This is a genomic window from Pseudomonadota bacterium (assembly GCA_016195085.1).
GTDB lineage: Bacteria > Pseudomonadota > Alphaproteobacteria > SHVZ01 > SHVZ01 > JACQAG01.
The window spans coordinates 18728-42776 of sequence record JACQAG010000045.1 but is presented as its reverse complement, the minus strand read 5'-3'; the positions used below and the strand labels follow the sequence as shown (position 1 = coordinate 42776).

Below are 24049 nucleotides of genomic sequence, written 5' to 3'. Positions count from 1 at the left end.
TCATGCGCCGGCGCAGCGGACTGACGGGTGTCCCAGTCATGGGATGCTCCTGTGCTGAGGGTGGGTCGAACAACCCGATCCTCAGACAAGACGCTCCTTGACCGTTATTGCCCCGCTGATCGCCTCAGGCACACGCCTGCGCGCAGCGCTCTACCGCGAAAGCGGTTTAGTCCAATGGCACAAAGCGGACCTAAGGGGGTTGGTGGGTTGTCGTAGGCTAGGGTATTGGATTTTTGCCGTGTTCGGTATGGGTGGTTTCGAATCCCCGCAACCAAGTCCGCCCGCTCGGTTCGAATGCAGGCGGGCGTTCGCGTTCTTGAGCCCACATTTCCAGTGACCGATTCCCGGACCGCCTCGCTTCGGCTCTGGATCCCACCCTGAATTGCCATTTAGAATGGAGACTCAAGAACGGGGCGACCTCAAAGGCTGACGGTGGAAGGCGAGCACGGGTGCCAGGCATGACGATGCCGGTGGTCGGCGTGATCGGGAACTCTCAGATCATCAACGACCGGTTCAACGTCCAGATCGTGGGACAGCGCAATCTCCGCGCGGTCGCGGAGGTGGCTGGCGCCTTGCCGCTGATGTTTCCCGGCATCCCTGACGTCACCGACATCGCCTCGCTTCTGGGTGCGGTCGACGGGATCCTGCTGACCGGCGCACGCGCCAACATCCATCCGACCTGTTTCGGCGTCGAGCCCGATCCCAAACACGAGCCCTACGACCAGGAGCGCGACGCGGTGGCGCTGCCACTGATCAAGGCCGCGGTCGAACGCGGTGTCCCCATCTTCGGAATCTGTCGGGGATTCCAGGAAATGAATGTCGCGTTCGGCGGCACGCTGCATCCGGAGATTCGCGAGCTGCCAGGACGCATGAACCATCGCATGCCTCGGCTCGAGAACGGCGAGGTTCATCCCGACCCGAACGTCGTCTTCGCCGATCGCCATGAGGTGCGCCTAGTAGCGGAGGGCGTGTTTGCAAGGATCTTGGGCCGTGAGACGATCCGCGTGAATTCCCTCCACGGTCAGGGAATTCTTGAACCGGGCGAGCGGATCCTCGTCGAGGGCGTGGCGGAAGACGGCACGATCGAGGCGATCAGCATCGTCGGCGCGCCTTCGTTTGCGCTCGGAGTCCAGTGGCATGCCGAATACGACCCGCAGAGCAATCCCATTAACCAGGCTCTGTTCAAGGCTTTCGGTGCGGCATTGCGGAAGCACAGTCGTGATCGGTACCGCGGGGCAAAGAAGAAGGTCTAAATGAAATACATCGATCGTGGCGCAACGTATGGCGCTCAGCGGTGACGGTGTCGGCTTCTGGCGTGCGCCGTGAAAAGGCGGCGTTTTCCAGTGGGTGCAAGTCCCACCCGGCAACCGCTCCAGCCGGAAGCAATCGGAGCAGTCATGGAGGTAACGAAATGGCTGAAGCCTTCGATTAGCGTGTCACGACATACGGTGACCGCGCGAGTGTGCAGGCCGCAACGCGAGTGAACGCCGAGCAAGCCTCGAAAAGGACGATGTGTAGGCCGACCCGACTGCCATAGCGGGGAAGGCTGATACGGTTGGGTTGAATGAGCGAAGGGTACGCCCAGCCGCTACGCCGGGGTATTGGCGGCAGCATGTACACAAGGAAAGCGTACGCAACACGGGAAGCCCCAAGGCGTGGTCAGGGATGACCAACCGGACGCCCGCGAGGGACAGGCCGGACGCCCTGGGGTGGCGGAGAGGTTCGCAGTACCAGAGAAGCCGGGTAATGCCGGGGGAGGGAAGGGACCTCAGTTCAAGACAGACGCAAGACGTGGCGAGGGACCTGGAGATTGGGCAACCTATCAACTCCGAAGAGTGTTCAGAAACTGCAGACGGCGTTACACGCGAAAGCGAAGGCAGAAGCCGGGTATCGCTTCTACGCCCTGTACGACAAGATCAGCCGTGAGGATATTCTGGCGCATGCCTACGCTCAGTGCCGCTCCAACAAGGGCGCACCGGGGGTGGACGGTCAGGACTTTGCGGACATCGAGGCGTACGGGAGGCAGCGGTGGCTCGGCGAACTGGCGCTTGCGCTCAGGCAGGCGACCTACCGACCGGATCCCATCAGAAGAGTGTTCATCGCGAAGGCCAACGGTAAACTCCGGCCGCTGGGCATCTCGACCCTGCGCGATCGGGTGTGCATGACAGCAGCGATGCTGGTGCTTGAACCGATCTTCGAAGCCGACCTTCCACCAGAGCAGTACGCCTACCGTCCTGGGAGAAATGCCCAGCAAGCGGTGGTCGAGGTGGAGAAGTTGCTGTTCCGAGGCCACCCGGAAGTCGTCGACGCCGACCTCGCGGACTACTTCGGAAGCATTCCCCACGCCGAGTTGGTCAAGTCGATAGCGCGCCGTATCGTTGATCGGCGTGTGCTGCACCTGATCAAGATGTGGCTGGAATGCCCCGTTGAAGAAACCGATGATCGAGGAAGGAAGACACGCACGACCGAGGCCAAGGACCTGCGGCGCGGCATTCCGCAGGGCTCTCCCATCTCACCACTGCTGGCGAATCTTTACATGCGCCGGTTCGTGCTGGGATGGAAGAAGCTCGGGCTGGAGCGGAGCCTCGGCAGTCGCATCGTGACCTATGCCGACGATCTTGTGATCCTGTGCAGGAAGGGCAGAGCCGAAGAGGCCTTGCAACGACTGCGCGAGATCATGGGAAGACTGAGGCTCACGGTCAACGAGGAGAAGACACGAATCTGCAAGGTCCCGGAAGGGGAGTTCGACTTCCTGGGGTACACGTTCGGGCGGATGTATTCGGCGAGAACCGGCCAGGCGCGCCTGGGGTACCGGCCATCGAAGAAGAGCATCAAGCGCATGGTCGAGAAAGTCCATGCGATGACCGTCCGTTCGATGACATGGCAAGACACCACGGAGCTGGTGGGCAAGTTGAACCGCACGCTGCGCGGATGGGCGAACTACTTCCAAGTAGGCACCGTCAACAAGGCGTATCGGGCGCTCGACAACTACACCGCTGTGCGGTTGCGTCGGTGATTGCGCTTCAAGCACAAGGTCAGGCGACGCAAGGGCGGAGCTTATCCACTCTCGCACCTTTACGGGCACTTCGGGCTCATACGCCTGACCCGGCTTGGGCACGACGTGTCGTGGGTGAAGGCGTGAGGTCTTGTCCGAGAGCCGGATGCGGTAGCTCTGCATGTCCGGTTCGATGAGCGGGGTGTGGAAACGGAGCCATGGTCGAACCAGTGAGGCACCGCCAGACGAAAGGGGCGGACAACAGATATGTTCGACCTACAGCCACCGCGCCACACCTCGACTCTACACGTCTCCGACATGGCGCGAACCATGATCGAAGACCGCTTCCAACCTGACAGCGGTCATGGACGCACCAGGCCGACCCGTCTGCGCTTATCGGTTCGATCTCACCCCGCCGCGCGCTTCGGCGGGGCGGCGGCGACACCCTGGGCCGACATGTCGGCGGCAGCGCGGAGCAGCCTTGCCCGCAAGCGCGCGAGGTCGGCCATGTCGCGGTCGGCGAGATAGCACACGCTGAGGGCCGCGATGATGCGTCCCTCAGCGTCGGTCACCGGTGCCGCCAGCGCATGGACGCTGAGGCTGAACTCGCCCGCATCCTCGCTCCAGCCATGGCGCTCGATCCGCTGCAGCTCTTGGCGGAGCAGCCGGGGATCGATGATGGATTTCGGCGTGTAAGGAGCGAGCGGTGCGGCCAGCAGCGCCTCCCGCGCCGCCGGGGCGAGTGCGGTCAGGATGATCTTGCCGGCGGCACCGGCATGCAGGGGATAGCGGGTGCCGACGGCGGCCGCGACCGTGTAGCGGCTGGAGCCCGGCACCACGGCGATGCACAAGACGTCGTCGCCATCGAGCACGGAGAGCTTGATGGTCTCGCGGCTCTCGGCGCCGAGGCGCTGCATATAGGGCCTGGCCAGGTCCGCGAGGTCGCGCCAGGCCGCCGCATTCGGCACCTTGGCGGCAAAGGCGAGGAAGCGCGCCCCCAGCCGGTAGCGGCCGTCGCCGGCGGTGCGGCTGACGAGCCCGTGGGAGGCGAGCGTGTTCAGGATGCGGTAGACGGTCGAGCGCGGGATGCCGCAGCCGGTCACCAGCTCGTTGATGGTGAGGCCGTCGCCGCCGCGCTCGAGCTGCTCCAGGAGCTCGACCATGCGATCCAGCGCCGGAACCCGGTGGGTCTCGGACATGGACCCCTCTCGCCTCTCGCGGCTCGCGTCCGGCGGCCCTCGGCTAGCGGACGAGAGCCAGCTCCGGTTTCCGGTCGGTCGCAACCGCGATCGGCGTCTGGCCCTGGTGCAGGCGGCGGACGGCCTGGAACTGCACCGCGTCCTTGGCCATCTCCATGAGCTCGATCCTGACCCCGTCGGGATCCTCGATCCAGGCCTGGCGGTTGCCGTCCGGGCCCATCTTCAGCGGGCGCTGGATGGTGACGCCGCGCCGCACCAGATCGGCCACCACGCCGTCGATGTCGTCCACGGTCAGGCAGAAATGATTGACGCCGACCGCCTCGCGGGCACTCGCCTTGTCGCCGACGCCGCCCGGAAAGACCTCGAGAAACTGCGTATCGGTCACCCGGAGATAGACGAGCCACAAGCTGCCGTCCTCGTAGTTCAGCCGCATGACCTCGTTGAAGCCGAGCTGGCTCTGATAGAAGTCGACGGTGCGCTGGACGTCCTTCGCGCGGAGCGCGATGTGACCGAGGCTGACGATTCCCGCCATCGAAGCGTTCCTTCTCCCGGAATTCACGTAACTGCCGGCGATGCTAAACCCGCTATCGGAGCGAGGCCACCGACATTTTCGGCGGCGATCCCCGGCTTATTTCGGCAGGGGCCCGCCCCAGAGGTCGGCCAGCGCCACGGTCTTTTTGGTGCGGGCACTCTCGGCCGCCGCCAGGCCGCAGAGGACCGACACCGCACCGGCGCGGGCACCCGCCCGCTGGCCCAAGGGGTCCTTGCCGCCGGGCTTGAAGATCATGTCGCGCAGCCGATCGTCGCCGCCGAAATGCCCGCCCGAACTATGCGGGACCCAGACATGCTCGACCGGGCCGAAATTGCGCATGACCAGGATCTCATCCGCCGGCGGCGTCTTCCAGGGCTGCGCCTCGTATTGCCGGATCTCGACGCGCCCACCCTTGCCGTTGAAGGCGAGATGGTAGCCTTCGATCGGCATGTAGCAGTTGACCGAATAGGAGATCTGCGCGCCGTTCTGGTAGCGGATGGAAGCGGTCATGGTGTCGTAGATGTCGATGTCCTCGCGGAAGACGCAGGCATCGCGCACATAGCCGTCCTCGTGGGAGGGCTCCTCGTACAGCATCTCCAGGAGCGGATCCCGGCTCATGTCGAAAAAGTAACGGCACTCGCTTTTATGCGCGCAGGTGCGGCAGCGCACGCCGCGAAAGGGCCCGTTCTTGCCGTAGTTGCGCAGGCTCGCTACGGCGGAGACCTCGGCCGGATCGGATTCGAGATACCAGTTCAGGAGGTCGTAGTGGTGGGTCGCCTTGTGCACGAAGAGCGTGCCGGAATACGCCGCCTTGGCATGCCAGCGCCGGAAATAGTCGGCGCCGTGCCTGGTGTCGAGGTACCAGTGGAAATCCACCGAGGTCACCTCGCCGATGGCGCCGGAGCGGAGGATCTCCTTGATCCTGGTTGCGGTCGGCGAATAGCGGTAGTTGAAGGAGACGTCGACACGACGCCCGGTGCGCGTCTCGGCATCGAGGATGCGCCGGCATTTCTCCACCGTGGTCGCCATCGGCTTCTCGGTGATCACGTCGGCGCCGGCTTCGAGTGCGGCCACCACATATTGGTCGTGGTCGCTGTCGCGGGTGCAGACGATCACCAGCTCCGGATTCTGCTCGCGCATCATTTGCGGAAAGTCGGTGTAGACCGGCGTCTGGCCGCCGATGGCGGCGCGGACCGCCTCGGCGCGCAAGCGGTTCTGATCGCAGAGTCCGGTCAATTCCACGAAATCGCCATAGCCGTCCACGAGGCCCTTGCCCCACATGTTGAAGCCGCGATGGCCGGTGCCGACGATGGCGGCCCGGCGTTTCTTTCCGGCTGCGCTCATTTCGACGGCTCCAGGACGCTGACGTCGGATCGGGATCGGGATTTCGGCCTCTGGTGCCGGCGCCTTATGCCTTCCGGCATCGCCTCGCCATGGGCCTCGATGAGCTCATCCACCATCGAGCGGATCTCGGCGAGCGACAGCACGCTGGCCGCATGGCGGTCGAGATAGGCGGCCCGGTAGACGCGGTCCCGGTCGCCGTCGATCGCGGCCCGCACCACCAGTTCCTGCACGAAGGTATGGGGCGCGCAATGGGCCGCGAGCTCCGGTGGGAGCGCGCCGGCGCGGCAGGGCCTGAGGCCCATATGGTCGACCAGCACCGGCACCTCGACGCAGCAGCCTTCCGGTAAATTGTCGATGAGGCGGTCGTTGGGCACATTGCCGTAGATGATCTGTGGCTTGCCGGTCACCATGGCATGGATGATGAGCGAGCCGAATTCCAAGCTGCGCTCGAGCGACAGCTTCTCGCCCTTCAAGAGCGTCGCGCGCGCGTCGCGGTAGCGCTGCAGATTGCGCCGGATGCGCCGGAGATACTCGTCGACCGGAACGTCGAACTCGGCGATGAGGTCCTCGCGCTTGAGGAAGTAGGGGGTGTATTCGGCATTGTGCTCGCTCGATTCGCTGATGAAGCGGCCGAAGCAGCGCATCAGCTCGAAGCGCACCTTGTCCTGGGTGTAGATGGTGGGGTTCTCCATCGCCTGCCACAGCAAGGGATAGGCATCCTCGCCGTCGATCTTGAGCTCGAGGAACCAATTCATGTGGTTGATGCCGGCGCAGCGATAGGACAGGCGCTCCCGGGCGACACCCAGATAGCCGGCGAGATCGCGGGCGGTGAATTGCACGTTGTGGCAGAGCCCGACCACCTTCTGCGCCGGGAAGGCATCGTAGACCGACCAGGTGAGGATGCTCATGGGGTTGGTGTAGTTGAGGAGGAGGGCGCCCGGAGCGACCGCCGCCATGTCGCGGGCGAGATCGAGCATGAAGGGGATGGTGCGCAAGCCCCGGAAGATGCCGCCGATGCCCACCGTGTCGGCAATGGTCTGCTTCAGGCCGTATCTGCTGGGGATGCGGAAGTCGATCTCGGTGGCCGGCGCCATGCCGATCTGCACCATGTTGATGACGAAATCCGCCCCTTCGAGGGACGCGCGGCGGTCCAGATGCTCCTCGACCTTGGCCGCGGCGCCGAACTCTCTGGCGGTCCAGCGCGCCATCATGCCGGCGGTCTCCAGCCGCTCCGGATCGATGTCGTGCAAGGAGAAGGTGACTCCCCGGAGCTCGGGGAAATCCATGATGTCGGTCAAGAGGTTCTTCACGAACACCACACTGCCGGCACCGATCATCGCGATCTTGGTCATCGAGGCGTGCTCCTTGGCGAACGCTATTTGAGGCCGGTCCCGGCGATGCCGCGCACGAGATAGCGCTGGAACACCATGAAGATTGCGAACATCGGAATGAGCGAAAACAGCGCGATCGCCATGATGTTGGTCCACTCGGTGTTGTACTGGCCCTTCAGGAGATTGAGGCCGAGCTGGACCGTGTAGAGGTCCTGATCGGTCAGCACCATCAACGGCCAGACGAAGTCGTTCCACCGCCACATGAAGGTGAAGATCACCAGGACGGCGACGATGGGCTTGCACAAGGGCAGCACGATCCGGATGAAGATCCCGAGCTCGCCGGCGCCGTCGATGCGGGCGGCCTCGATCAGCTCGTCGGGAATCGCCACCATGAACTGGCGCACCATGAAGATGCCGAAGGCCTCGGCGGCGCGGGGCAGGATCACGCCCCAATAGCTGTTCATGAGCCCGAGCCAGGAGACGATCAGGAACTCGGGCACCAGGATCACCTGGATCGGGATCATGAGTGCGCTGATGATGGCGAAGAACAGGACGTCGCGGCCGGGAAAGCGGAACTTGGCGAAGGCATAGCCGCACAAGAGGTTGATCGAGACGGTGATGGCGACGGCGATGATCGCGATCGCCAGCGAGTTGATGGTCCATTGCAGGAACGGCAGGCGCTGCCAGGCCTCGACGAAGTTGTGCCAGACGAATTGGGAGGGAATGAGGCGGGGGAGCTCGCCGAAGACCTCGCTCCGCGGCCTAACCGCGGTCGCGAACATCCAATAGATCGGAAAGACCATGACGGCACCGCCGGCCACCAGTGCTGCCCAGATGGCGCCGAGCTCGAGCCGCTGGCCGAGCGATCGTCGGGTCATACCGATACCCCCCACCCTAACCCGCGCCCGCAAGGGGGGCGGGGACACGATCGGCGCCCTCCCTCTTTCCCCCTCGACGGGGGAGGGATGGGGAGGGGGTGATCGTTCGATCCCGCAAGGCGGATATCACAGCGCATTCTGCGCCTGCCGGCTGATGCGCCATTGCAGCACGGTGAATCCGAGGATCAGGAGATAGAGCACCACGCCGATGGCGCTGGCATAGCCCATCTCGGAGGTGATGAACGCCGACTGGTAGATGTATTGCACCAGCATGGTGGTGGCGAAGCCGGGGCCGCCGCCGGTCATCACATAGATCAGGTCGAACACCTGGAAGGAATAGATGACGTTGAGGATGAGGAGAAGAAAGGTCGCCGGCGACAAGAGCGGCCAGACGATGTAGCGGAACTGCGCCCAGCGGGACGCGCCGTCGATGGCGGCGGCGTGGTAGTAGTCGGACGGGATCGATTGCAGTGCGGCCAGATAGACGACCATGCAGAAGCCGAGCCTGACCCAGAGCGTGGTGATGACCAGCGACGGCAAGGCCCAGCTCGGCGAGGACAGCCAGTTCACCTTGGGCAAGCCGATCCGCTGCAGGACGGCGTTGATCACGCCGTAATTGTCGTTGAACAGCCAGGCGGCGATGACGGCGGTCGCCACGCCTGAGATCACCACCGGCAGGAAGAAGGTGCTGCGGATGAGCGACCGACCGGGGAGCGGGCGATCCAGGGCCAAGGCGAGCGCCAGACCGAGCGCCAGGCTGGTCGGCACCGTTCCCAGCGAATAGACGACGGTGTTGCCGAGCGCCCGCCAAAACAGCCGATCCTCGACGATGCGCGCGTAATTGCCGGCGGCGATGAAGTGCGGCTGGCCGAGCAAGCCCCATTCGTTGAAGCTGATATAGACCGCGAAAAGGAGCGGCAGAAACGTGAAGGTGGAGAACAGCAGCAGATTGGGCGCGATGAAGAGATAGGGGGCCACCGGCAGCCGGCGGACTCGATGTCGCCAGCCGGTCGCGGCCCGCAATGGCGGAGTCGCCTCGCGGCCGGCGGGGCTCGCCCGCCGGCCGATCGCATCGAGGTTGGTCTCGGCGCGCACCCGATTCGCCTCAGGCGGCGAGGATCTGCTTCACCGCCGTCTCGAGGTTCTTGGCCGTCGCCTCGGGCGACTGGCCCGAGGTGAAGGCGAGGTCGAGCTCGTCATTAAGCTTGACGTTGATCTCGCTCCATTTCGGCAGAACTTCCGTGCGCGCCATGTGTTCAGGAATCGTCGTCGCCTGCTGGACGAAGACCGGCATCAGCTCGGGCCTGACCTTGAACGCGATGGTCTCCTGCATCAGCGATTTGCGCACCGGCAGGAACTGCCCGGCGATGATGAACTCGCGCATGTTCTCCTCCGACGCGATGAACTTCAGGAAGTCCGCGGCGACCTCCGGGTTCTTGCTGTCCTTGGAGACGGCGACGCAATTGCCGCCGAGATCGGATGCCATGGCGACGTCCCGCGGCATGTAGGTCACCCCCCATCTGAAGCGGGTCATCTGCTCGTTGAGGAAGGGGATCTGCCAATTGCCGTTCAAGAGCATGCTGATGGTGCCGTTGGCGAACAGATTCTGGGTCGCCTCGGTGCCCTTGATCGATGTGTTGGCCGGCACCAGCCCCTCCTTGAACCAGCTCTGCGTCCAGGCGATCGTCTCGATCCCCGTCTTCGAGTTGATCATCGGAGACTTGAAATCGGCGTCCAGCATCGCGCCGCCATGCTGGTAGAGGAAGGGAAGCCAGCGATAAGCGTTGGAAAGCACCCAATGCATTGCGAAAGGATAGGGTGCGGTCTGCTTCTCTTTGAGCCGACGCGCCGCCTTGATGAATTCGTCCCAGCTCCAACTCTTGTCGAGGCTTTTCGGCGCTTCGAGCCCAGCCTTCTCGAAATGGTCGATGTTGTAATAGAGGCCGAAGGTGTCGGTGTGGTGCGGCAAGGCGAAGACCTTGCCCTCGAAGCTGGCGGCGGCCCAGAAGGTCGAGCCGAACCCGGCGCCGAAATCCTTGTCGAGATAGCGCGAGAGATCGACGGCGGCGCGGTTCTGAGCGTACTTGCCGATCCTTTGATACTGGACGCGGAACAGGTCGGGCCCTTGGCCGCCGGCCAGCCGCGTGTCGAGCAGCTGATAGTATTGCGGCCCCGGCGGGACGATCTCCGCCTTGATCGCGACATTGGGGTTCTTCGCCTGGTATTTCTCGATCAGGCGGTTGAAGCCCTCCTGCTCGGGTTGCTGCCCCCAAAAGGCGAAGTTCAGCCGCGTCGGGCTCTGCGCCCGGGCCGGGCGACCGAACGATAGCGCCGCGTAGGCGCCGATGCCGGCCTTGATGAGGGTGCGCCGGCTGAGGTGCGGAGTGGTCTTGCGCTGATTCTGCTGCATGTCTTCCTCCCTTGCTTCTTGGATAGTCAGGCCTTGGTGAACGTCGAACCCCGGGCGCCGCAGGATTCGCGGATGATGAGGCGCACCGGCAGAACATGCCCGGCCACCTCGGGTTCCCGCCCTTCGAGGCGATCCAGCACCATCTCGACCGCGAGCCGGCCGAGCTCGTGGCGGGGATGGTCGACGGTGGTGAGCATGGGCTGGGTGTAGGCGCCGAGCTGGATGCCGTCGAAGCCGACCACGGCGATGTCGCGGGGCACGCTGAGACCCGCCTCGCGGATCGCATGCAAGGCACCCACCGCCATCAGGTCGTTGAAGGCGAAGACCGCGGTCGGTCGCCGATCGCCCTGGGCGAAGAGCGCCCGCATCGCCTCATGGCCGCCGGCCAAGCTGTTGTCGGCTTCGCTCAGCCATGTCGGCTCGAAGCCGATGCCGGCGGCGGCGAGCGCCCGGAGGAATCCGTGGCTGCGGTCGCCGGCGTGATCGGAGAAGGGTGCGCGGTCGGCGATATGCGCGATCCGACGATGGCCGAGGCCGATGAGGTGGTTCGCCGCCATGAAGCCGCCGGCATCGAGATCGACCGAGACCGACGGAATGGTGAGCGCGGTTGCGTGGTGCTTGAGAACGGCGGTGGCGACACCATGCGCCGCCAAGTCTTCGAGCTCGGCCACGATCCGGGGCGTTCTCCCGGTCATCACCACCCCGTCGGCGACGCCGCCGCGGTGGCGCATCAACGCGCTCAAGGTCGCCTCCTCGCTGCGGGCGACGATGACGTTGATGGCGTAGCCGCGCGCCTGGGCGGCCTGCTGCGCCCCGCCGACGACTTCGCCGAAATACGGATTCTCCAAGGTCGAGAGCACGAAGCTGATGATCTTGGTGCGGCGCTGGCGCAGGCTGCGGGCCGCATGGTTCGGGGTATAGGCGAGCGCCAGGGCCGCCTCCTGCACCCGCTTCACCGTATCGGCCGACAGGCGCAGCCGCGGGGCGGCCCCGCTCAGCACCAGGGATACGGTTGCCTGGGACACCCCGGCGGCTCGAGCGACATCGACGCTGGTCGCCTTCGCACGCCGGTGTCGCGTTTTTCCGACAAGTCGTGTGTCGGCCATCGGCACGCCTGATTGGTTTGCTAATACGTATCAGCTAAGGTAAATCGTCGAGCTTGCGGCGGCCGCTGTCAATCGGAAAGCAGCCCGGCGGCAACGAATGTACCGCAGGCGGGGGCTCGGGGACCCGTGCAAGGGACGCCGTCCGCATGGACTGGACCGACGGCACGCCCTTCTGCTGCATCGCCTCGGGGTCGATGCTCGCGACCCTCATACCCTCCTTCAGCGGGACGCTGCTGGTTTTCGCCGGCCGACCGACGATCAACGGCCCGGCGGACCCGACATCCTTGCAATGTGTGGGAACCCCCGGTCCGGGTTCGGTGGCGTTCGTCTCGGCCGGCAGATCAACCCTCGCGCTCCCCTCGGGGACGCGGGTGGCGCTGACGCAGTTTCCGTTCTACCCGGACCGCCCGTCTACGGTCGCCGAGCGCAGGTCCGATGGGGTGCCTGGAGCGGGTGAAGGGAATCGAACCCTCGTCGTAAGCTTGGGAAGCTTCTGCTCTGCCATTGAGCTACACCCGCGCCGATCGAATAATACCGAGTCTGGCGGGAACGGCGCAAGACGCCGAGAGTGGACAGCGGCCACTCATCTGGGCGAAGATTTGCTGGAAACAGAGACTTCCCGTCAATCCACCCCTCCATGAGGAGACGTTCCATGGCAACGATCCGACGTGCATTTGTTTGGAGCCTGCTGGCTGCTTCCGTCGGCCTCGCGCTTGGGGCCTGCGCCGACGACAAGGCCCGTTTCGTCGGGTTCAACAGCTGCGACAAATTTGGCGTGTCCGTCTGGTACATCTATCCCAACGCCCAGGGCAGTTACGATGGGGCGAATGTGAACCCGGAGAACTGCATCAAGAAATAGCCGGTACGAAGGCGGGGGCTTGCCTACGCCCCCTTGATCCGCTCGTTGATCTTGCTGACAAGCCGGGTGAAGTCGACGGGCTTGGTCTCATAATCGTCGCAGCCGGCCGCGAGCGCGCGCTCGCGGTCGCCGGTCATCGCATGCGCCGAAAGCGCGATGACGGGGATATCCTTGGTCTCGGCTGCCGCCTTGAGCCGGCGCGTGGCCTCCCAGCCGTCGAGCTCCGGCAGGCTGAGATCCATGAGGATGAGGTCGGGCGCCTCGCTGAGCGCCATGGCCAAGCCCTGTTCGGCGGTGGCCGCGATCACCACCTCGAAGCCGGCCCGAACCAGCCGGAGCCTGACCACGTACACATTGAAGTCGTTGTCCTCGACGTACAAGATCTTGGTCACGCCTGGCGCTCCCGAAGGGCGGCGGAGTCTACGGCACGGGCCAGCAGCAAGGCCACTTCGCTGAGCAGCTCCTGGTGCGAGTAGGCGCCCTTCTGCAGGATCCGCTGCACCGCACCGGTGAGGACGCCGCGGTGCTCGGCCGTCAGATCCATCGCGGTGACCACGAGGATCGGAATCGAACGCCACTCATCGTGCTGGCGGATCTGCTGCAGGAACTCGAAGCCATCCATCTCGGGCATCATGAGATCGAGCACGATGGCGTCCGGCTTCCGCTCCTTGAGCCGGCCGAGCCCATCCAACCCGTTGACCGCCTCGTCCACGCTCCAGCCGGCGCGCTCGAATGTTTCGCGAATGATGCTGCGGGTGACCTCCTCGTCTTCCATCACCAGGACGACCTGGCCCGACGATGGAGCGCTGAGCCGCTGCAGCACGCCTGACAACCGGCTCCGATCGATCGGCTTCAGCACATAGTCGATGGCGCCGAGCATATAGCCTCTGGTGCGCTCGTCGACGATGGTCACCAGGATGACGGGGATCGCCGCCAGGCCCGGATCGCCCTTGAGGGCGGCGAGCACGGTCCAGCCATCGAGATCGGGCAGATTGATGTCGAGGGTGATCGCCACCGGCTGGCAGCTGCGGGCCTTGCGCAGGCCTTCGATGCCGCTCTCGGCGATGATCGGCACGAAGCCTTCCTTGCGCAGGAAGCGATCCATGATCTGAGCCACGGCCGGGTCGTCGTCGATGACGAGCACACGGCGGGCACCCGCTTCGGCCGGCCGCGGCCGCGGTCGCGGCGGCGTCGGCTCGATGGCGGGGAGCGGCGTGCCCAATTCGGCCGGGAGCCGGATGGTGAAGGTCGACCCCAGTCCGGCCTCGCTCGTGGCCGTTATGTCTCCTTCCATCATCCGGCAGAACCGCCGGCTGATGGCGAGGCCGAGGCCGGTTCCGCCGTATTTCCGCGTCGTCGATGCATCGGCCTGGCTGAAGTCCTGGAACAACCGCCCCATGTGCTCTTGCGTCATACCGATGCCGGTGTCGGCGACGTCGATGGTGATCCAGTCGCGCCCACTCTCTTGCCGGCGCCGGGCGGAGACCGTGATCGCACCTTTCTCAGTGAACTTCGCCGCGTTGCTGGTGAGGTTCAGCAGGATCTGGCTGAGCCTTGTCGCATCCGTATGCATGCGGCCGATATCGGCGGGGCAGTCGAGCTCTATTCGGTTTTCCTTCTGGAGCGCCAGCGGCCGCACCGTGGCGACGATGTCGGCTAAGAGCGGCGCCAGCTCGACCCATTCCGGGTGGATTTCCATCTTGCCGGCCTCGATCTTCGACAGGTCGAGAACGTCGTTGATCAGCCTCAAGAGATGCTGGCTCGCAAGGAAGATGCGCTCCAAGGGCTCGATGTTCTCGGCGCGCTCCTCGGCGCGCGCATCTTCCAGCAGCAGCTCGGAGATGCCGATGATCGCATTCAGCGGCGTTCTCAGCTCATGGCTCATGCTGGCGAGAAAGGCGCTCTTGGTGCGATTGGCATCCATCGCCGTATCGCGCGCCTGGGCGATGCTGGTGACGAAAAATTCCGTCGCCTTCGCCATCTGGATGATTTCGTCCTCGCCCGCGGTCGAGATCACCGCTTGTCGGCCCTCGACCTGGGCTTGCATGTACTCCTGCAGGCTCTTGAGCCGAGTGATGACGGCGCGCTTCACATAGATGAAGATCGCGGTGCCGGCCGCCACGCAGAGCAACAGCGTGGCCGCGATCAGCACATTGAAGGATGCGATCGTCTGGTTGAAATAGGCGGAGCGGCCGGCAATGTCCCGCTGGGTCGCGTTGGAGATCGCGGAAACGGATGAGACGAATTTGTCGCCGCTCTGCTGAATGAGCCTCAGCGCCGACCTGAGCGCGGTCTCCGTCTCGATCTGCTCGCGCCTCGCCTCGATGATGCTGGCGGATCCAAGCCCGAACCTCGCGATGTCGTTGTGCATACCGACGATCCGCGGTTGCATCGTCGGCGGCAAGGCGCTGCGCACCGCATCCATGCGGCCAACGAGATCGGCCAGCTCCGGCTTGATCCGCTCGAGGCGCGAGGTATTGCGCACCGACGGCGTCGACAGCATGAGCGTGATGCCCTCCAGGCCTGCCGCCGACCATCCGATCAGGCGTGTCCGGTCGGCGGCCGAGGCGGGTGGCGCGGCCGTGAGCGGACCGCCTTGCTCGGCGACGATCGCCTCATCGGCGATGAGGCGGACCCGAGCCGCCAGCGCCGGGAGCCGGGCCATGATCGACTCGAAGGCGTTGTCGGCATCGATGCGGCGCCGCACGAGATCGTCCAATCCCTTGAGGTTGATGACCAGATCGGAGAGCTGGTGCCGCATTGCCGCGACCAGGCCGGCATCGACCGCGGCCGGATCGAGGCGGTCGACGATGCGGCTGAGGGCGATGAGCCGGTCGTCCATCTGGTCCGAGCTCGCTTGACGGCGCATATGGGTATCGGCGAGCGCGATCTCCGGCGCGGTCGCGATGAAGGTTTGGCTGAGCGCGGAAAGCTCCGAAGCGGCGATGAGCGCCGGCAGGTTCGTTTCGGCAATCTGATTGAAGCTCGCCCCGAACCGGGCGACGGCAAGCAGCGCCACGCCGTTCTGCGTGATCGCGAGCAAGCCGATGAGCGACAGGCCGGCGAGGACGGTGAATACCACCCGGTTGCGGCGGATCCAGGTCATCGAAGGCTTGCCGGCAGGAGATTCCCTGGGGTCACTTGAGCGATGAAAGCTGCCTCAGCACGGCATCGGGGGTGAAATCGTAGCGGGTGAGCGTCGGGTTTCGGCTCTTGGCGAACTTGGTGAAGTCGACCTTTTTCCAATCCAAGCTGCCGATATTGGGAAACCGTCGAGCCACCGGAGCATCGAAGGCGCCCATCGGGAACTGGAGGCGCACATCCTCCTCGGCGAAATCGCGTCCGTCATGATGGTCGCGCAGCAGCACCATGGCCCAGGCGCCGCCGAGGAAGTGCCCGCCATGGCTTAGCAGCATCTCCCCCTTGAGCACGCGTTCGATCGCCGGCTGGTTCCAGTTGAGACCGCCGACGACCACATCGACGCCGGGCTTGTATCCGGCCTCGCCGAGCGCGGTGAGCGCGCCCAAGGCCATCGGATCATTGGCGGCCCAGAGCGCGTCGATGCGCGGACCTTTCTGGACGAACTCGCGCACCGAGGCTTCGGCGGTCTTCTCGGTCCAGTCGAGGTAGCGCAAATCGACGAGCTCGACCGAGTTGGGGCCGAGCAGCTTGGTCATCACCGCGATGGAGCGCTTGAGGCCCTGCACGCGGTCGAGAGAGGCCGGGGTCACCGGATCGCCGGATATCGCCAAGAGCTTGAGCGGCCGCGCCGTCTTGATCCGCGCCGCCTCGGTCAGGATGCCCTCGGCGATGCCATAGCCGCCGCTCTCATGGTCGGGCACGATGCTGCCCAGCCAATGGCGATATTTCGTGCGCGGCTCGCCGTACTCCGCCCAGTCCTTCTTGTCGAGATCGTTCGACAGAAGCAGCAGGGGCACGCCAGCCGCATCGGCGAGCTTGACCAGGTCGGCGCCGAAGTTGAAGTCGTTGGTGCCGACGAGATAGTCGAGCCGTGGCTGCCGGGCGAGGAACTCCCGGGCCAGCGCGAACGCCTTGTCGTGCGAGCCGTCGGCAAGGCGGATGTCGACATCGATGCCGAGCTCGCCTGCGGCGGCCTGCATCGTCGCCGATATCAGGCTCCAGAACGCGGCCGGCTGGTTCGGATTGATGAATCCCACCCGGATATCGTCGCTTCGCGCCGGGCGCGCGCTGGCGAGAATGACGGCGGCAACCAGCAAGCTCCGCCAAAAATGCGACATCGCTCCCTCCCTCGGCGTTGGGCGAGCATAGCCGAGACACCCCTCGGTTGACCACTTGCGAGGAAAGCCGCGAAGAGCGATGCAGAGCACTGGGGGTGGGATTTAGGAGGGGGTGAGGATCACCCCCTCCTCGATCCTCCCCCGGCGAGCGGCTTGACGACGTCCTGTGATCGCAGGAGCCCGTCCCTTCGGGTCGCATTGCGCGGGTCGCCCGTCCACGAGGGTTCCTACCCTCGTCGGACCGTCGCGGGCCTCAACCGTAGCTGTGCTACGCTTTTCGGCCCGCTCCTTGCGGGGCGACCCGCGCGATGCGAGGCTGCTCCCGATCCCGGTGCGAAATAGGGGCTGAGCTGAAGAGCGGGGCTTCATGCGCGACTACGTCCAGAGGCTGATGGCGCGGGGCGAAATGCGCGTGGTCGAACGCGAAGTCGACCCGCGCCACGAGCTGGCCGCGGTCACCAAGCTGAGCCAGGCTGAGGATGAGCGCCCGCTCCTGTTTCGACGGGTGAAGGGCTCCCGCCTGCCGGTGGTCACCAACATCTACGGCAGCCGGAAGCGGCTCCGCGAGCTGATCGGCGCCACCGATGGCAGCTTTTGCCGGCGTTGGCAGGCGCTGTCGAGCGGCCTGCAGCCGAGTGCGACGAGCTTCCTCAATCCGGTGGCGCCACCCGCCGATCTCAAGGACGGAACGCTCTCGGAGCTGCCGCAGATCACCTATTGGGAGCGCGACGCCGGCCCGTATTTCACCGCCGCCATCTATCTCGCGCGCGAGCCCGATACCGGTGTCGCCAACCTCTCCTTCCACCGCTCCATGTATGTGAGCGACACGGAGCTGCGCATCCGCCTGGGCGGCACTCACGACTTGACCCGCTACCAGCAAAAAGCCGAGGCACGGGGCCAGGCGCTGCCGGCGGCCCTCCTCATCGGCACCGCGCCCGACATTTTTCTCGCCGCCGCCGCCTCGCTGCCCTACGAGACCGACGAGCTCTCGGCCGCTGCCCAGATCCGCGGGCGACCCATCGACATGCGCCCCTGCCGCTCGATCGATCTCATGGTGCCGGCGGATACCGAGATCGTGGTCGAGGGCGAGATCCTTCCCGATATTCGCCGCCCCGAGGGGCCGTTCGGGGAGTTCATGGGCTACTACGTGCCCGTCGGCGACAATCACGTCTTCCAGGTGAAGCATGTGAGCTATCGGGAGAACGCGGTGTTCCACGGCCTCCTCTGCGGCTCGCCGGAGGACATCGTCTTGCTGCAGGAGGCGACCGCTTCGCGCATCTACCGGCTCTTGAGCCAGCAGGTGCGGGGCGTGGTCGACGTCGCCATCCACGCATCCCTGCTTTGCACCGTCGTCAGCATCAAGCAGCTCTATCCCGGCCATGCGCGCCATGTGGCGCTGGCCGCCGTCGGCAGCCATCTCGACTACAACAAGGCGGCGATCGTCGTCGACGATGACGTCGACATCCACGATCTCGACGATGTCTGGTGGGCGTTCCTGACCCGCGGCCGGGTCGATACCCGCACCACGATCATCCCCGATGTGCCCGGCTTCTACCGCGACCCGGAGCGCGACCATTGGGGCCGGCTCATGATCGATGCGACCAAGCCCTTGGGCCGCGAAGCCGAGTTCGAGCGCCGGCGCATTCCGGGCGAGGACCGCATTCGCCTCAAGGACTACGTCTCAGATTAGGACCTGGATGGCCGCATGCGTGGCGTCGCTGCCGACCAGGTCGACGCGCTTCTGCCGGATCTTGAAGCTGCCGCGATGGCGCACCAGGAGATGCGTGTAGGCGCCGGCGAACAGGCGCTGGCGCTCGCCCTGCATCTCGAGGAGCTGGAAACGCGCGCGCACGGTCAACCTATCCCCATCCCCATCGACCAGCATCACGTTGCCGACGAGCCGACTGGTGCGGATCGGGATCGCCAAGGCATGCGCCCCGGGATGGACGAGGCGGCGAATCCTGACGCGCAGCATGGTCAGGTCCTCGTAGACGAGCGATACGTGGTCGAGCGGGTCCGGCTGGCCGGCCGAGGCTGGAATCCAATAGGTGCCGTCCTCGGCGAACAGGTCGAGCCAGGCCTCGAAGCGCCGCTCGTCGAGCAGTGCCGCCTCTTGGTGGAGGAAACCGGCGATTTGGGCAAGCTCGCTTATGCGGCCTCCATGTAGCCGAGCCAGGCTTGGTACTGGTTGCGGATGAAGCGCTCGTCGAGCGCGGTGGCGCCGCCGGCGCGTCCGGCGCCGCGATGCAGGCTGACCCAGCCATCGTCGGACCAGCCTTCCTGCACCCGCTCATAGGCTTCGAGGTCGTCCACCTTGACGATGGAGGCGGGCGAATGCACGGCATTGGCAAAGGCGACGGTGCGGCGGTGCATGTGCGCCGGCGCGCCTTTCATGCGGAGGCACCAAACCTCGACCACGGTGCGGTCCACCCTCTCCGGGATGATCACCCGGAGCTGCTGGAATGCCGGATGCACCGAGAAGCCGGGATAGATCAGCGCATTGTGACGATTGTCGTCGAGCACGCCAGCAGCGCCGTCGGCGCCGATTCGTCGTGCCAGCGCCGCCTCGTATTCCTGAAACTCCGGATCCGTTGCGCGGGTCTTGCGAAAGCCGCGCATGTCGCTATGGCCGTGCCCGTAGCAATTCACTGTGAGCTTGCCCATCTCGCGGAAGGGAATGCCGTTGGCGGCGACGATTTCGAGGGCGAAGCGCGGCGGCCCCGTAAGCGTGGCGGCGACCGCGCGGCTGGCCTCGATGGAGGCGCGATGCACGCTCTGTGCGTGCACGCCGTCATGCAGGTTTTCGAGATAGATCTTCCAATTGTTGCGCTGGAGCGCCCGGAACGTGCCGCCGGCGATCTCGAGCTCGCCTTCGGGCGCGCGCTCCACCATGTTGTCCAAGACCGCGCCGGCGGGCCCGAGAAAGCTTTCGAGATCGGGCCCCTCGGCGGCAAGGCTGGCGAACACGAAGCCGCGATAGCTCGCCACCCGCGGCAGCGCCTGCATGCCGTGCAGGCTGCGCTCGAAGCCGGTGCCGTCATAGCCTTCCGGCAAGGGGACCGCGTCCAGCGCCCCATCGGTCAGGAACGTCCAGCCGTGATAGGGGCATTGCAGACGCTTGGCGTTGCCTGAGCGCTCAGCGACCACCCGTGCGCCGCGATGGCCGCAGCGATTGCGCAGCGCCCGGATCGATCCGTCGAGGTGGCGAATGACCACCACGTCCTGCTGCGCCACCTTGGTCGTGACGAAGTCGCCGGGTTGCTTCAGCTGGCTCGCATGGGCGACATAGATCCAGGCCCGCGCGAAGATGCGCTCGATCTCGAGCGCGAAGATCGCCGGGTCGGTGTAGACCCGGCGATCGACGCGGTCGGGCTCGATGAGCGCGCGGACCGCTTCCGGGCTCATGCTACCCCTCGAATGCGGGCGCTCGTGCCTCGGTCACTGCCCGAACACCCGGCTTGCCTGCTTCACGATGCCGTCGGGAATGCTCAGGCCCGCGGCTTTCGCGGCGGTGAGGTTGACCTGCGACTCGAACACCTCCGCGGCCACCGCCGTCAGCGTGCCCGGATCCTTGCCGAGCAGCACCGGCACCGCCACCTTCTTCGCCCAGTCGACGCCGTTCTGGTATTGGTGCTGGGCAACGGCGGCGATGGCTCCGCGCTCGACGGCGAGCACGTCCAAGGAGAACCACGGCACCTTGGCGTCGCGCGTCGCCTTGATGATCGCCTCATAGGCGGACGCTACCGTGTTGTCCTGCGGCGTCACGATCGCATCCACCTTGCCGATCAGCGATTCGACCGCGTTCTTGATCTCGGCGCTGGATGTCACCGTCACCGGAACCCATTTGATGCCGCGTTTGTCGGCCTCCGCCTTGGAGAGCTTGTCGAGCGCTGCGGAATTCGTTTCGCCGGAATTGTAGATGGTGCCGATCGTCTTCATGCCTGGCTTGATCGCCGCGAAGAGCTCGAAGTTCCGGTCGACCGGCGGGATGGTGTAGAAGCCGGTCACGTTGGTGCCGGTCGGCTTGTCGATGCTCTGCAGAACGCCGGTCTCGATCGGATTGGTGACGCAGCCGAAGGCGACCGGCGTCTTCGAATCCTTGGCCACCCGCAAGGCCGCCAGCACCACCGGCGTGGTGCAGGGCGCCAGAAGGTCGACCTTGTCGGCGAGGAACTTCTCGGCGATGTTGCGCGCGCTGCCGACATCGCCTTGGGCATTCTGGTAGTCGAACACCAGGTTCTTGCCGACCTCGAATCCGGCCGCCTTGAGCCCGTCGATGAAGCCTTGGCGGGTGGCGTTGAGGGCGGGATGATCGACGATCTGCGCATAGCCGATGCGGTAGGTGCGGCCCGGTTCCGGCTGCGTGCGCGTCTGCGCGTGAGCCGGCGGCATGGCAGCGATGCCGGAGACGAAGGCGAGCGCGGCCGTCACGGCCGTGCGGCGCGAAATCAGAACGATCGGTTTCATGATGTCTCCCTCCCTCCTTGTCCGTTTGGACGATTTCTGGATGCCGTCATATTAGTCGGTTCACGGGGTCAAAAGGACTCGATCGTCGTTGAGCCGGTGCCGGCTGGCCTCGTGGAACTTGTCCACGAGCGCTCCCACGTCGAGCGCCGCCTTGGCCGGGCCTTGGACATCGAACAGGATGCGCCCGGCATGCATCATCAGAAGGCGGGTTCCCCAACGGATGGCGTCCTGCATGTTGTGGGTGATCATGATGGTGGTGAGCCTGCGCTCGGCCACCAGGCGGCCGGTCAGCGCCATGACGATTTCGGCGGTGCGCGGATCCAGGCTGGCCAGGTGCTCGTCCAGCAAGAGCAGGCGCGAGCCCGACAAGGTCGCCATCAGCAAGGCCAATGCCTGGCGCTGGCCGCCCGACAGCATGCCCACGCGCGTCGCCAGCCTTGCTTCCAATCCAAGCCCGATGGGCGCCAACGCGGCCTGATAGCGCTCGCGCCCGGAAGCGGTCACGGCGCGCGCGAGGCCCCGCATCCGGCCGCGCTTCTCGGCCATGGCCAGGTTTTCTTCGATGGTCATGACGGCACAGGTGCTTTCGCCCGGATCCTGGGCGATGCGGCCGATGGAAGCAGCCCGGCGATGGACCGCAACGCGGGTGATGTCGCTTCCCTCGAACAGGATCGTGCCGTCGTCGGGCTCTGCGATTCCTGCCACCAGTTTGATCAGCGTCGACTTTCCGGCGCCATTCGAGCCGATGACGGTGATGAAATCCCCGGACGCGACGTCGAGCGAGAGGGCATCGATCGCCTTCACCTCGTTGGGTGTGCCGCGGAGGAAGCATTTGGTCAGCGAGCGGAGCTTGAGCATGAGGGTCAGCGAAGGATGCGCGTGCGCCAGCGCGGCACGGAGAGCGCCAGCAGCAGGAGCATGGCGGTGATGAGCCGGAGATCGATCGGCTGCAGCCCGAAGCGCAGCGCCAGTGCCACCAGGAGCCGGTAGATGAGAACGCCGATGATCGCCGCCAGCACCCACCAGGCGACGGTGCGGTCGCCGAAGATCGCTTCGCCGATCAGCACCGCGGCCGCGCCGGTCACCAGGATGCCGATGCCCATGCCGATATCGGCGAAGCCGTGGTTCTGCGCCACCAGGGCCCCGGAAAGGGCGATCAAGCCGTTGGAGAGCGCAAGCCCGACCATTTTCGTGCGGTCGGTGTCGACGCCGAGCGAGAGGATCATCGCCTCGTTCTGGCCGGTGGCGCGCACGGCGAGGCCGAGATCGGTCGAGAAAAACCAGACGACGGCCAAGCCGGCGACGGCCAGGAGGACGAAGGCGATGGCGATCGTGGTGAACACATTGTCGGAGAGCGCAAAGCCCAGGCGATTGAGAAGCGCCGGCACGTCGCCGAACACCGAGGGGGTATTGAGCAGCGGCACGTTCGCGCGCCCCATGACCCGGAGGTTGACCGTGTAAAGGGCGGTCATCACGATGATGCCGGCGATGATGTTGTTGATCTTGAGCTTGGTGTGGACGAGCGCGGTCGCGATGCCGGCGGCAGCGCCGGCGAGCATGGCGACGAAGGTCGCGCTGAACGGGTCAAGACCGACCACCAGGAGCGAAGCCGTCACCGCCCCGCCCAAGGGGTAGCTGCCCTCGGCGGTGAGGTCCGGGAACCGGAAGAAGCGGAAGGTGATGAGCACTCCCAGTCCCAAGAAGCCGAACAGGAAGCCCTGTTCGAACATGTTGAGGACCAGGGCCCTCAGCTGCTCCATCCGTCCCCTCTCTGGGCCATCCCGAAGATGGGGCCCGCGCCCGAGCGATATCGCCACAAATCAAACGGCGAAACCATGGCATTCTGCCGGACGCGGCCGGCGACCGAGATCCTGGACGAAAGCAGCCTCCCCCGCGCATCCTTGCCCCAAGCCGGCTTTCGATCGGCCGTCGGCGTCAGAACCGAGGGAGAGAGACCATGGATGGTGAGCGAGCGCCCAAATTCGGCTCCAAGGACCTCCGGATGCCCGACGCGCTCCGCGGCCCGCTTCTCGCCCATCTCGCCGATTTGCGCCGGGCTTATGAGCGCCGGGACTGGGCGGGACGCGTCGGCTTCGGCACGCGGCCGGCGGTCATCGTCATCGATCTGGCGCAATACTGGGTCGACCCCAAGCAGACCATCGGCAGCAACCTCGAGGTTGTGGTCGAGGCCGCCGCCACGGTGGTCCGCGCGGCGCGTGCCGCCGGTGCTCCGGTCTTCTTCACCACATACGCCCGCGACCGAGCTCACCCGCCGAGCCCGCACGACAAGAAGCAGTCGATCAAGCTTCCGGTCGAAGAAAAGCATCTCTGGGAGATCGACCCGCGCCTGGAGCGACGGCCGACGGAGAAGCTCATCCTGAAGCGCTACGCGTCAGCCTTCAAGGGAACGAACCTTCTGGACATGCTGACCATGCTCCGCGTCGACACGCTGATCGTCACCGGCGTCAGCACCAGCCATTGCGTCTACGCCACCTGCCGGGAGGCGACCGATTGCTTCCACGTGATCGTGCCGCGGGAAGCGGTGGGCGAGCGCTGCGAGCTGATGCACGAGGTGTTCCTGCACGACATCGACGTCGATCTCGGCGATGTCATGCCGCTGGTCGACGTAGTCGGCTACCTCGGCACAGTGAAGCCGGCGGCCGCCTAGG

Annotated in this window: 20 protein-coding genes, 1 tRNA gene and 1 pseudogene; 5 read left to right on the top strand and 17 right to left on the bottom strand. The window is 65.4% G+C overall.

Going from position 1 to position 24049, the window contains the following annotated elements; translation table 11 throughout:
* The first annotated feature begins 458 nt into the window (after positions 1–458).
* Together HY058_14060 and ltrA are read left to right on the top strand one after the other, a co-directional pair.
* Positions 459–1253, top strand: coding sequence for a gamma-glutamyl-gamma-aminobutyrate hydrolase family protein (locus tag HY058_14060; protein ID MBI3498421.1), 795 nt, complete (start codon positions 459–461; stop codon positions 1251–1253).
* Between the two features lie 557 nt (positions 1254–1810).
* A pseudogene (ltrA, locus tag HY058_14055) lies at positions 1811–3142 on the top strand (group II intron reverse transcriptase/maturase).
* Positions 3143–3402: 260 nt separating this feature from the next.
* Here the strand turns inward: ltrA and HY058_14050 are convergent.
* The 9 genes from HY058_14050 to HY058_14010 form a co-directional block, all read right to left on the bottom strand.
* Positions 3403–4194 (bottom strand): IclR family transcriptional regulator, encoded by a 792-nt coding sequence (locus tag HY058_14050; GenBank protein MBI3498420.1) that lies wholly within the window; start codon positions 4192–4194, stop codon positions 3403–3405.
* A gap of 43 nt (positions 4195–4237) precedes the next feature.
* Positions 4238–4726 carry a VOC family protein gene (locus HY058_14045; protein MBI3498419.1) on the bottom strand — a complete coding sequence of 163 codons (489 nt, stop codon included), beginning with the start codon at positions 4724–4726 and terminating at the stop codon, positions 4238–4240.
* Between the two features lie 96 nt (positions 4727–4822).
* A complete protein-coding gene (locus HY058_14040; protein ID MBI3498418.1) occupies positions 4823–6070 on the bottom strand; it encodes a Gfo/Idh/MocA family oxidoreductase in 1248 nt (415 codons plus the stop codon).
* On the bottom strand, positions 6067–7422 hold the full coding sequence (locus HY058_14035; protein ID MBI3498417.1) for an alpha-glucosidase/alpha-galactosidase: 1356 nt from the start codon (positions 7420–7422) through the stop codon (positions 6067–6069). Before HY058_14035 ends, HY058_14040 begins: the two co-directional genes overlap by 4 nt.
* A 23-nt stretch (positions 7423–7445) precedes the next feature.
* On the bottom strand, positions 7446–8279 hold the full coding sequence (locus tag HY058_14030; GenBank protein MBI3498416.1) for a carbohydrate ABC transporter permease: 834 nt from the start codon (positions 8277–8279) through the stop codon (positions 7446–7448).
* Between the two features lie 126 nt (positions 8280–8405).
* Complete coding sequence (locus tag HY058_14025; GenBank protein MBI3498415.1) at positions 8406–9302, bottom strand: sugar ABC transporter permease; 897 nt, start codon at positions 9300–9302, stop codon at positions 8406–8408.
* An 82-nt stretch (positions 9303–9384) separates the two neighbouring features.
* Complete coding sequence (locus HY058_14020; GenBank protein ID MBI3498414.1) at positions 9385–10689, bottom strand: sugar ABC transporter substrate-binding protein; 1305 nt, start codon at positions 10687–10689, stop codon at positions 9385–9387.
* 26 nt (positions 10690–10715) lie between these two features.
* Positions 10716–11714, bottom strand: coding sequence for a LacI family DNA-binding transcriptional regulator (locus HY058_14015; GenBank protein ID MBI3498413.1), 999 nt, complete (start codon positions 11712–11714; stop codon positions 10716–10718).
* A 526-nt stretch (positions 11715–12240) separates the two neighbouring features.
* Positions 12241–12314, bottom strand: a tRNA-Gly gene (locus HY058_14010).
* A gap of 133 nt (positions 12315–12447) precedes the next feature.
* On the opposite strand from HY058_14010, the gene HY058_14005 reads away from it, so the two are divergent.
* Positions 12448–12654 carry a hypothetical protein gene (locus HY058_14005; GenBank protein ID MBI3498412.1) on the top strand — a complete coding sequence of 69 codons (207 nt, stop codon included), beginning with the start codon at positions 12448–12450 and terminating at the stop codon, positions 12652–12654.
* Between the two features lie 23 nt (positions 12655–12677).
* Here the strand turns inward: HY058_14005 and HY058_14000 are convergent, their stop codons facing one another.
* Genes HY058_14000 through HY058_13990 form a run of 3 tightly spaced genes read right to left on the bottom strand, consistent with a single transcriptional unit; the run spans position 12678 to position 16913 of the window.
* Positions 12678–13046 carry a response regulator gene (locus HY058_14000; protein MBI3498411.1) on the bottom strand — a complete coding sequence of 123 codons (369 nt, stop codon included), beginning with the start codon at positions 13044–13046 and terminating at the stop codon, positions 12678–12680.
* Positions 13043–15760: a response regulator gene (locus HY058_13995; GenBank protein MBI3498410.1), complete on the bottom strand. Its 2718-nt coding sequence runs from the start codon at positions 15758–15760 to the stop codon at positions 13043–13045. Before HY058_13995 ends, HY058_14000 begins: the two co-directional genes overlap by 4 nt.
* A gap of 31 nt (positions 15761–15791) precedes the next feature.
* The gene (locus tag HY058_13990) at positions 15792–16913 is read right to left on the bottom strand and encodes an ABC transporter substrate-binding protein (protein MBI3498409.1); all 1122 of its coding nucleotides are present in this window, start codon (positions 16911–16913) and stop codon (positions 15792–15794) included.
* A 367-nt stretch (positions 16914–17280) separates the two neighbouring features.
* On the opposite strand from HY058_13990, the gene HY058_13985 reads away from it, so the two are divergent.
* Entirely contained in the window at positions 17281–18603 is a 1323-nt protein-coding gene (locus HY058_13985; protein ID MBI3498408.1) for a UbiD family decarboxylase, read from the top strand.
* Here HY058_13985 and HY058_13980 read toward each other — a convergent pair.
* Genes HY058_13980 through HY058_13960 form a run of 5 tightly spaced genes read right to left on the bottom strand, consistent with a single transcriptional unit; the run spans position 18595 to position 23140 of the window.
* On the bottom strand, positions 18595–19065 hold the full coding sequence (locus HY058_13980; protein ID MBI3498407.1) for an aromatic-ring-hydroxylating dioxygenase subunit beta: 471 nt from the start codon (positions 19063–19065) through the stop codon (positions 18595–18597). The two genes, HY058_13985 and HY058_13980, sit on opposite strands and share 9 nt — an antisense overlap.
* Positions 19062–20318: a Rieske 2Fe-2S domain-containing protein gene (locus HY058_13975; protein ID MBI3498406.1), complete on the bottom strand. Its 1257-nt coding sequence runs from the start codon at positions 20316–20318 to the stop codon at positions 19062–19064. The genes HY058_13980 and HY058_13975 overlap by 4 nt, the downstream gene beginning before the upstream one ends.
* Before the next feature lie 33 nt (positions 20319–20351).
* Positions 20352–21380 carry an ABC transporter substrate-binding protein gene (locus HY058_13970; GenBank protein ID MBI3498405.1) on the bottom strand — a complete coding sequence of 343 codons (1029 nt, stop codon included), beginning with the start codon at positions 21378–21380 and terminating at the stop codon, positions 20352–20354.
* 60 nt (positions 21381–21440) lie between these two features.
* Positions 21441–22238, bottom strand: coding sequence for an ATP-binding cassette domain-containing protein (locus tag HY058_13965; GenBank protein MBI3498404.1), 798 nt, complete (start codon positions 22236–22238; stop codon positions 21441–21443).
* Between the two features lie 5 nt (positions 22239–22243).
* The gene (locus tag HY058_13960) at positions 22244–23140 is read right to left on the bottom strand and encodes an ABC transporter permease (protein MBI3498403.1); all 897 of its coding nucleotides are present in this window, start codon (positions 23138–23140) and stop codon (positions 22244–22246) included.
* 197 nt (positions 23141–23337) lie between these two features.
* Between HY058_13960 and HY058_13955 the strand changes: the two genes are divergently transcribed.
* Positions 23338–24048 carry an isochorismatase family protein gene (locus tag HY058_13955; GenBank protein MBI3498402.1) on the top strand — a complete coding sequence of 237 codons (711 nt, stop codon included), beginning with the start codon at positions 23338–23340 and terminating at the stop codon, positions 24046–24048.
* Position 24049 lies beyond the last annotated feature (1 nt).

Bases quoted from the DNA above. Each gene is read 5' to 3' on its own strand.
- HY058_14060 (MBI3498421.1), top strand. From the start codon at position 459: ATGACGATGCCGGTGGTCGGCGTGATCGGGAACTCTCAGATCATCAAC.
- HY058_14050 (MBI3498420.1), bottom strand. From the start codon at position 4,194: ATGTCCGAGACCCACCGGGTTCCGGCGCTGGATCGCATGGTCGAGCTC.
- HY058_14045 (MBI3498419.1), bottom strand. From the start codon at position 4,726: ATGGCGGGAATCGTCAGCCTCGGTCACATCGCGCTCCGCGCGAAGGAC.
- HY058_14040 (MBI3498418.1), bottom strand. From the start codon at position 6,070: ATGAGCGCAGCCGGAAAGAAACGCCGGGCCGCCATCGTCGGCACCGGC.
- HY058_14035 (MBI3498417.1), bottom strand. From the start codon at position 7,422: ATGACCAAGATCGCGATGATCGGTGCCGGCAGTGTGGTGTTCGTGAAG.
- HY058_14030 (MBI3498416.1), bottom strand. From the start codon at position 8,279: ATGACCCGACGATCGCTCGGCCAGCGGCTCGAGCTCGGCGCCATCTGG.
- HY058_14020 (MBI3498414.1), bottom strand. From the start codon at position 10,689: ATGCAGCAGAATCAGCGCAAGACCACTCCGCACCTCAGCCGGCGCACC.
- HY058_14005 (MBI3498412.1), top strand. From the start codon at position 12,448: ATGGCAACGATCCGACGTGCATTTGTTTGGAGCCTGCTGGCTGCTTCC.
- HY058_13995 (MBI3498410.1), bottom strand. From the start codon at position 15,760: ATGACCTGGATCCGCCGCAACCGGGTGGTATTCACCGTCCTCGCCGGC.
- HY058_13990 (MBI3498409.1), bottom strand. From the start codon at position 16,913: ATGTCGCATTTTTGGCGGAGCTTGCTGGTTGCCGCCGTCATTCTCGCC.
- HY058_13985 (MBI3498408.1), top strand. From the start codon at position 17,281: ATGCGCGACTACGTCCAGAGGCTGATGGCGCGGGGCGAAATGCGCGTG.
- HY058_13975 (MBI3498406.1), bottom strand. From the start codon at position 20,318: ATGAGCCCGGAAGCGGTCCGCGCGCTCATCGAGCCCGACCGCGTCGAT.
- HY058_13970 (MBI3498405.1), bottom strand. From the start codon at position 21,380: ATGAAACCGATCGTTCTGATTTCGCGCCGCACGGCCGTGACGGCCGCG.
- HY058_13965 (MBI3498404.1), bottom strand. From the start codon at position 22,238: ATGCTCAAGCTCCGCTCGCTGACCAAATGCTTCCTCCGCGGCACACCC.
- HY058_13960 (MBI3498403.1), bottom strand. From the start codon at position 23,140: ATGGAGCAGCTGAGGGCCCTGGTCCTCAACATGTTCGAACAGGGCTTC.
- HY058_13955 (MBI3498402.1), top strand. From the start codon at position 23,338: ATGGATGGTGAGCGAGCGCCCAAATTCGGCTCCAAGGACCTCCGGATG.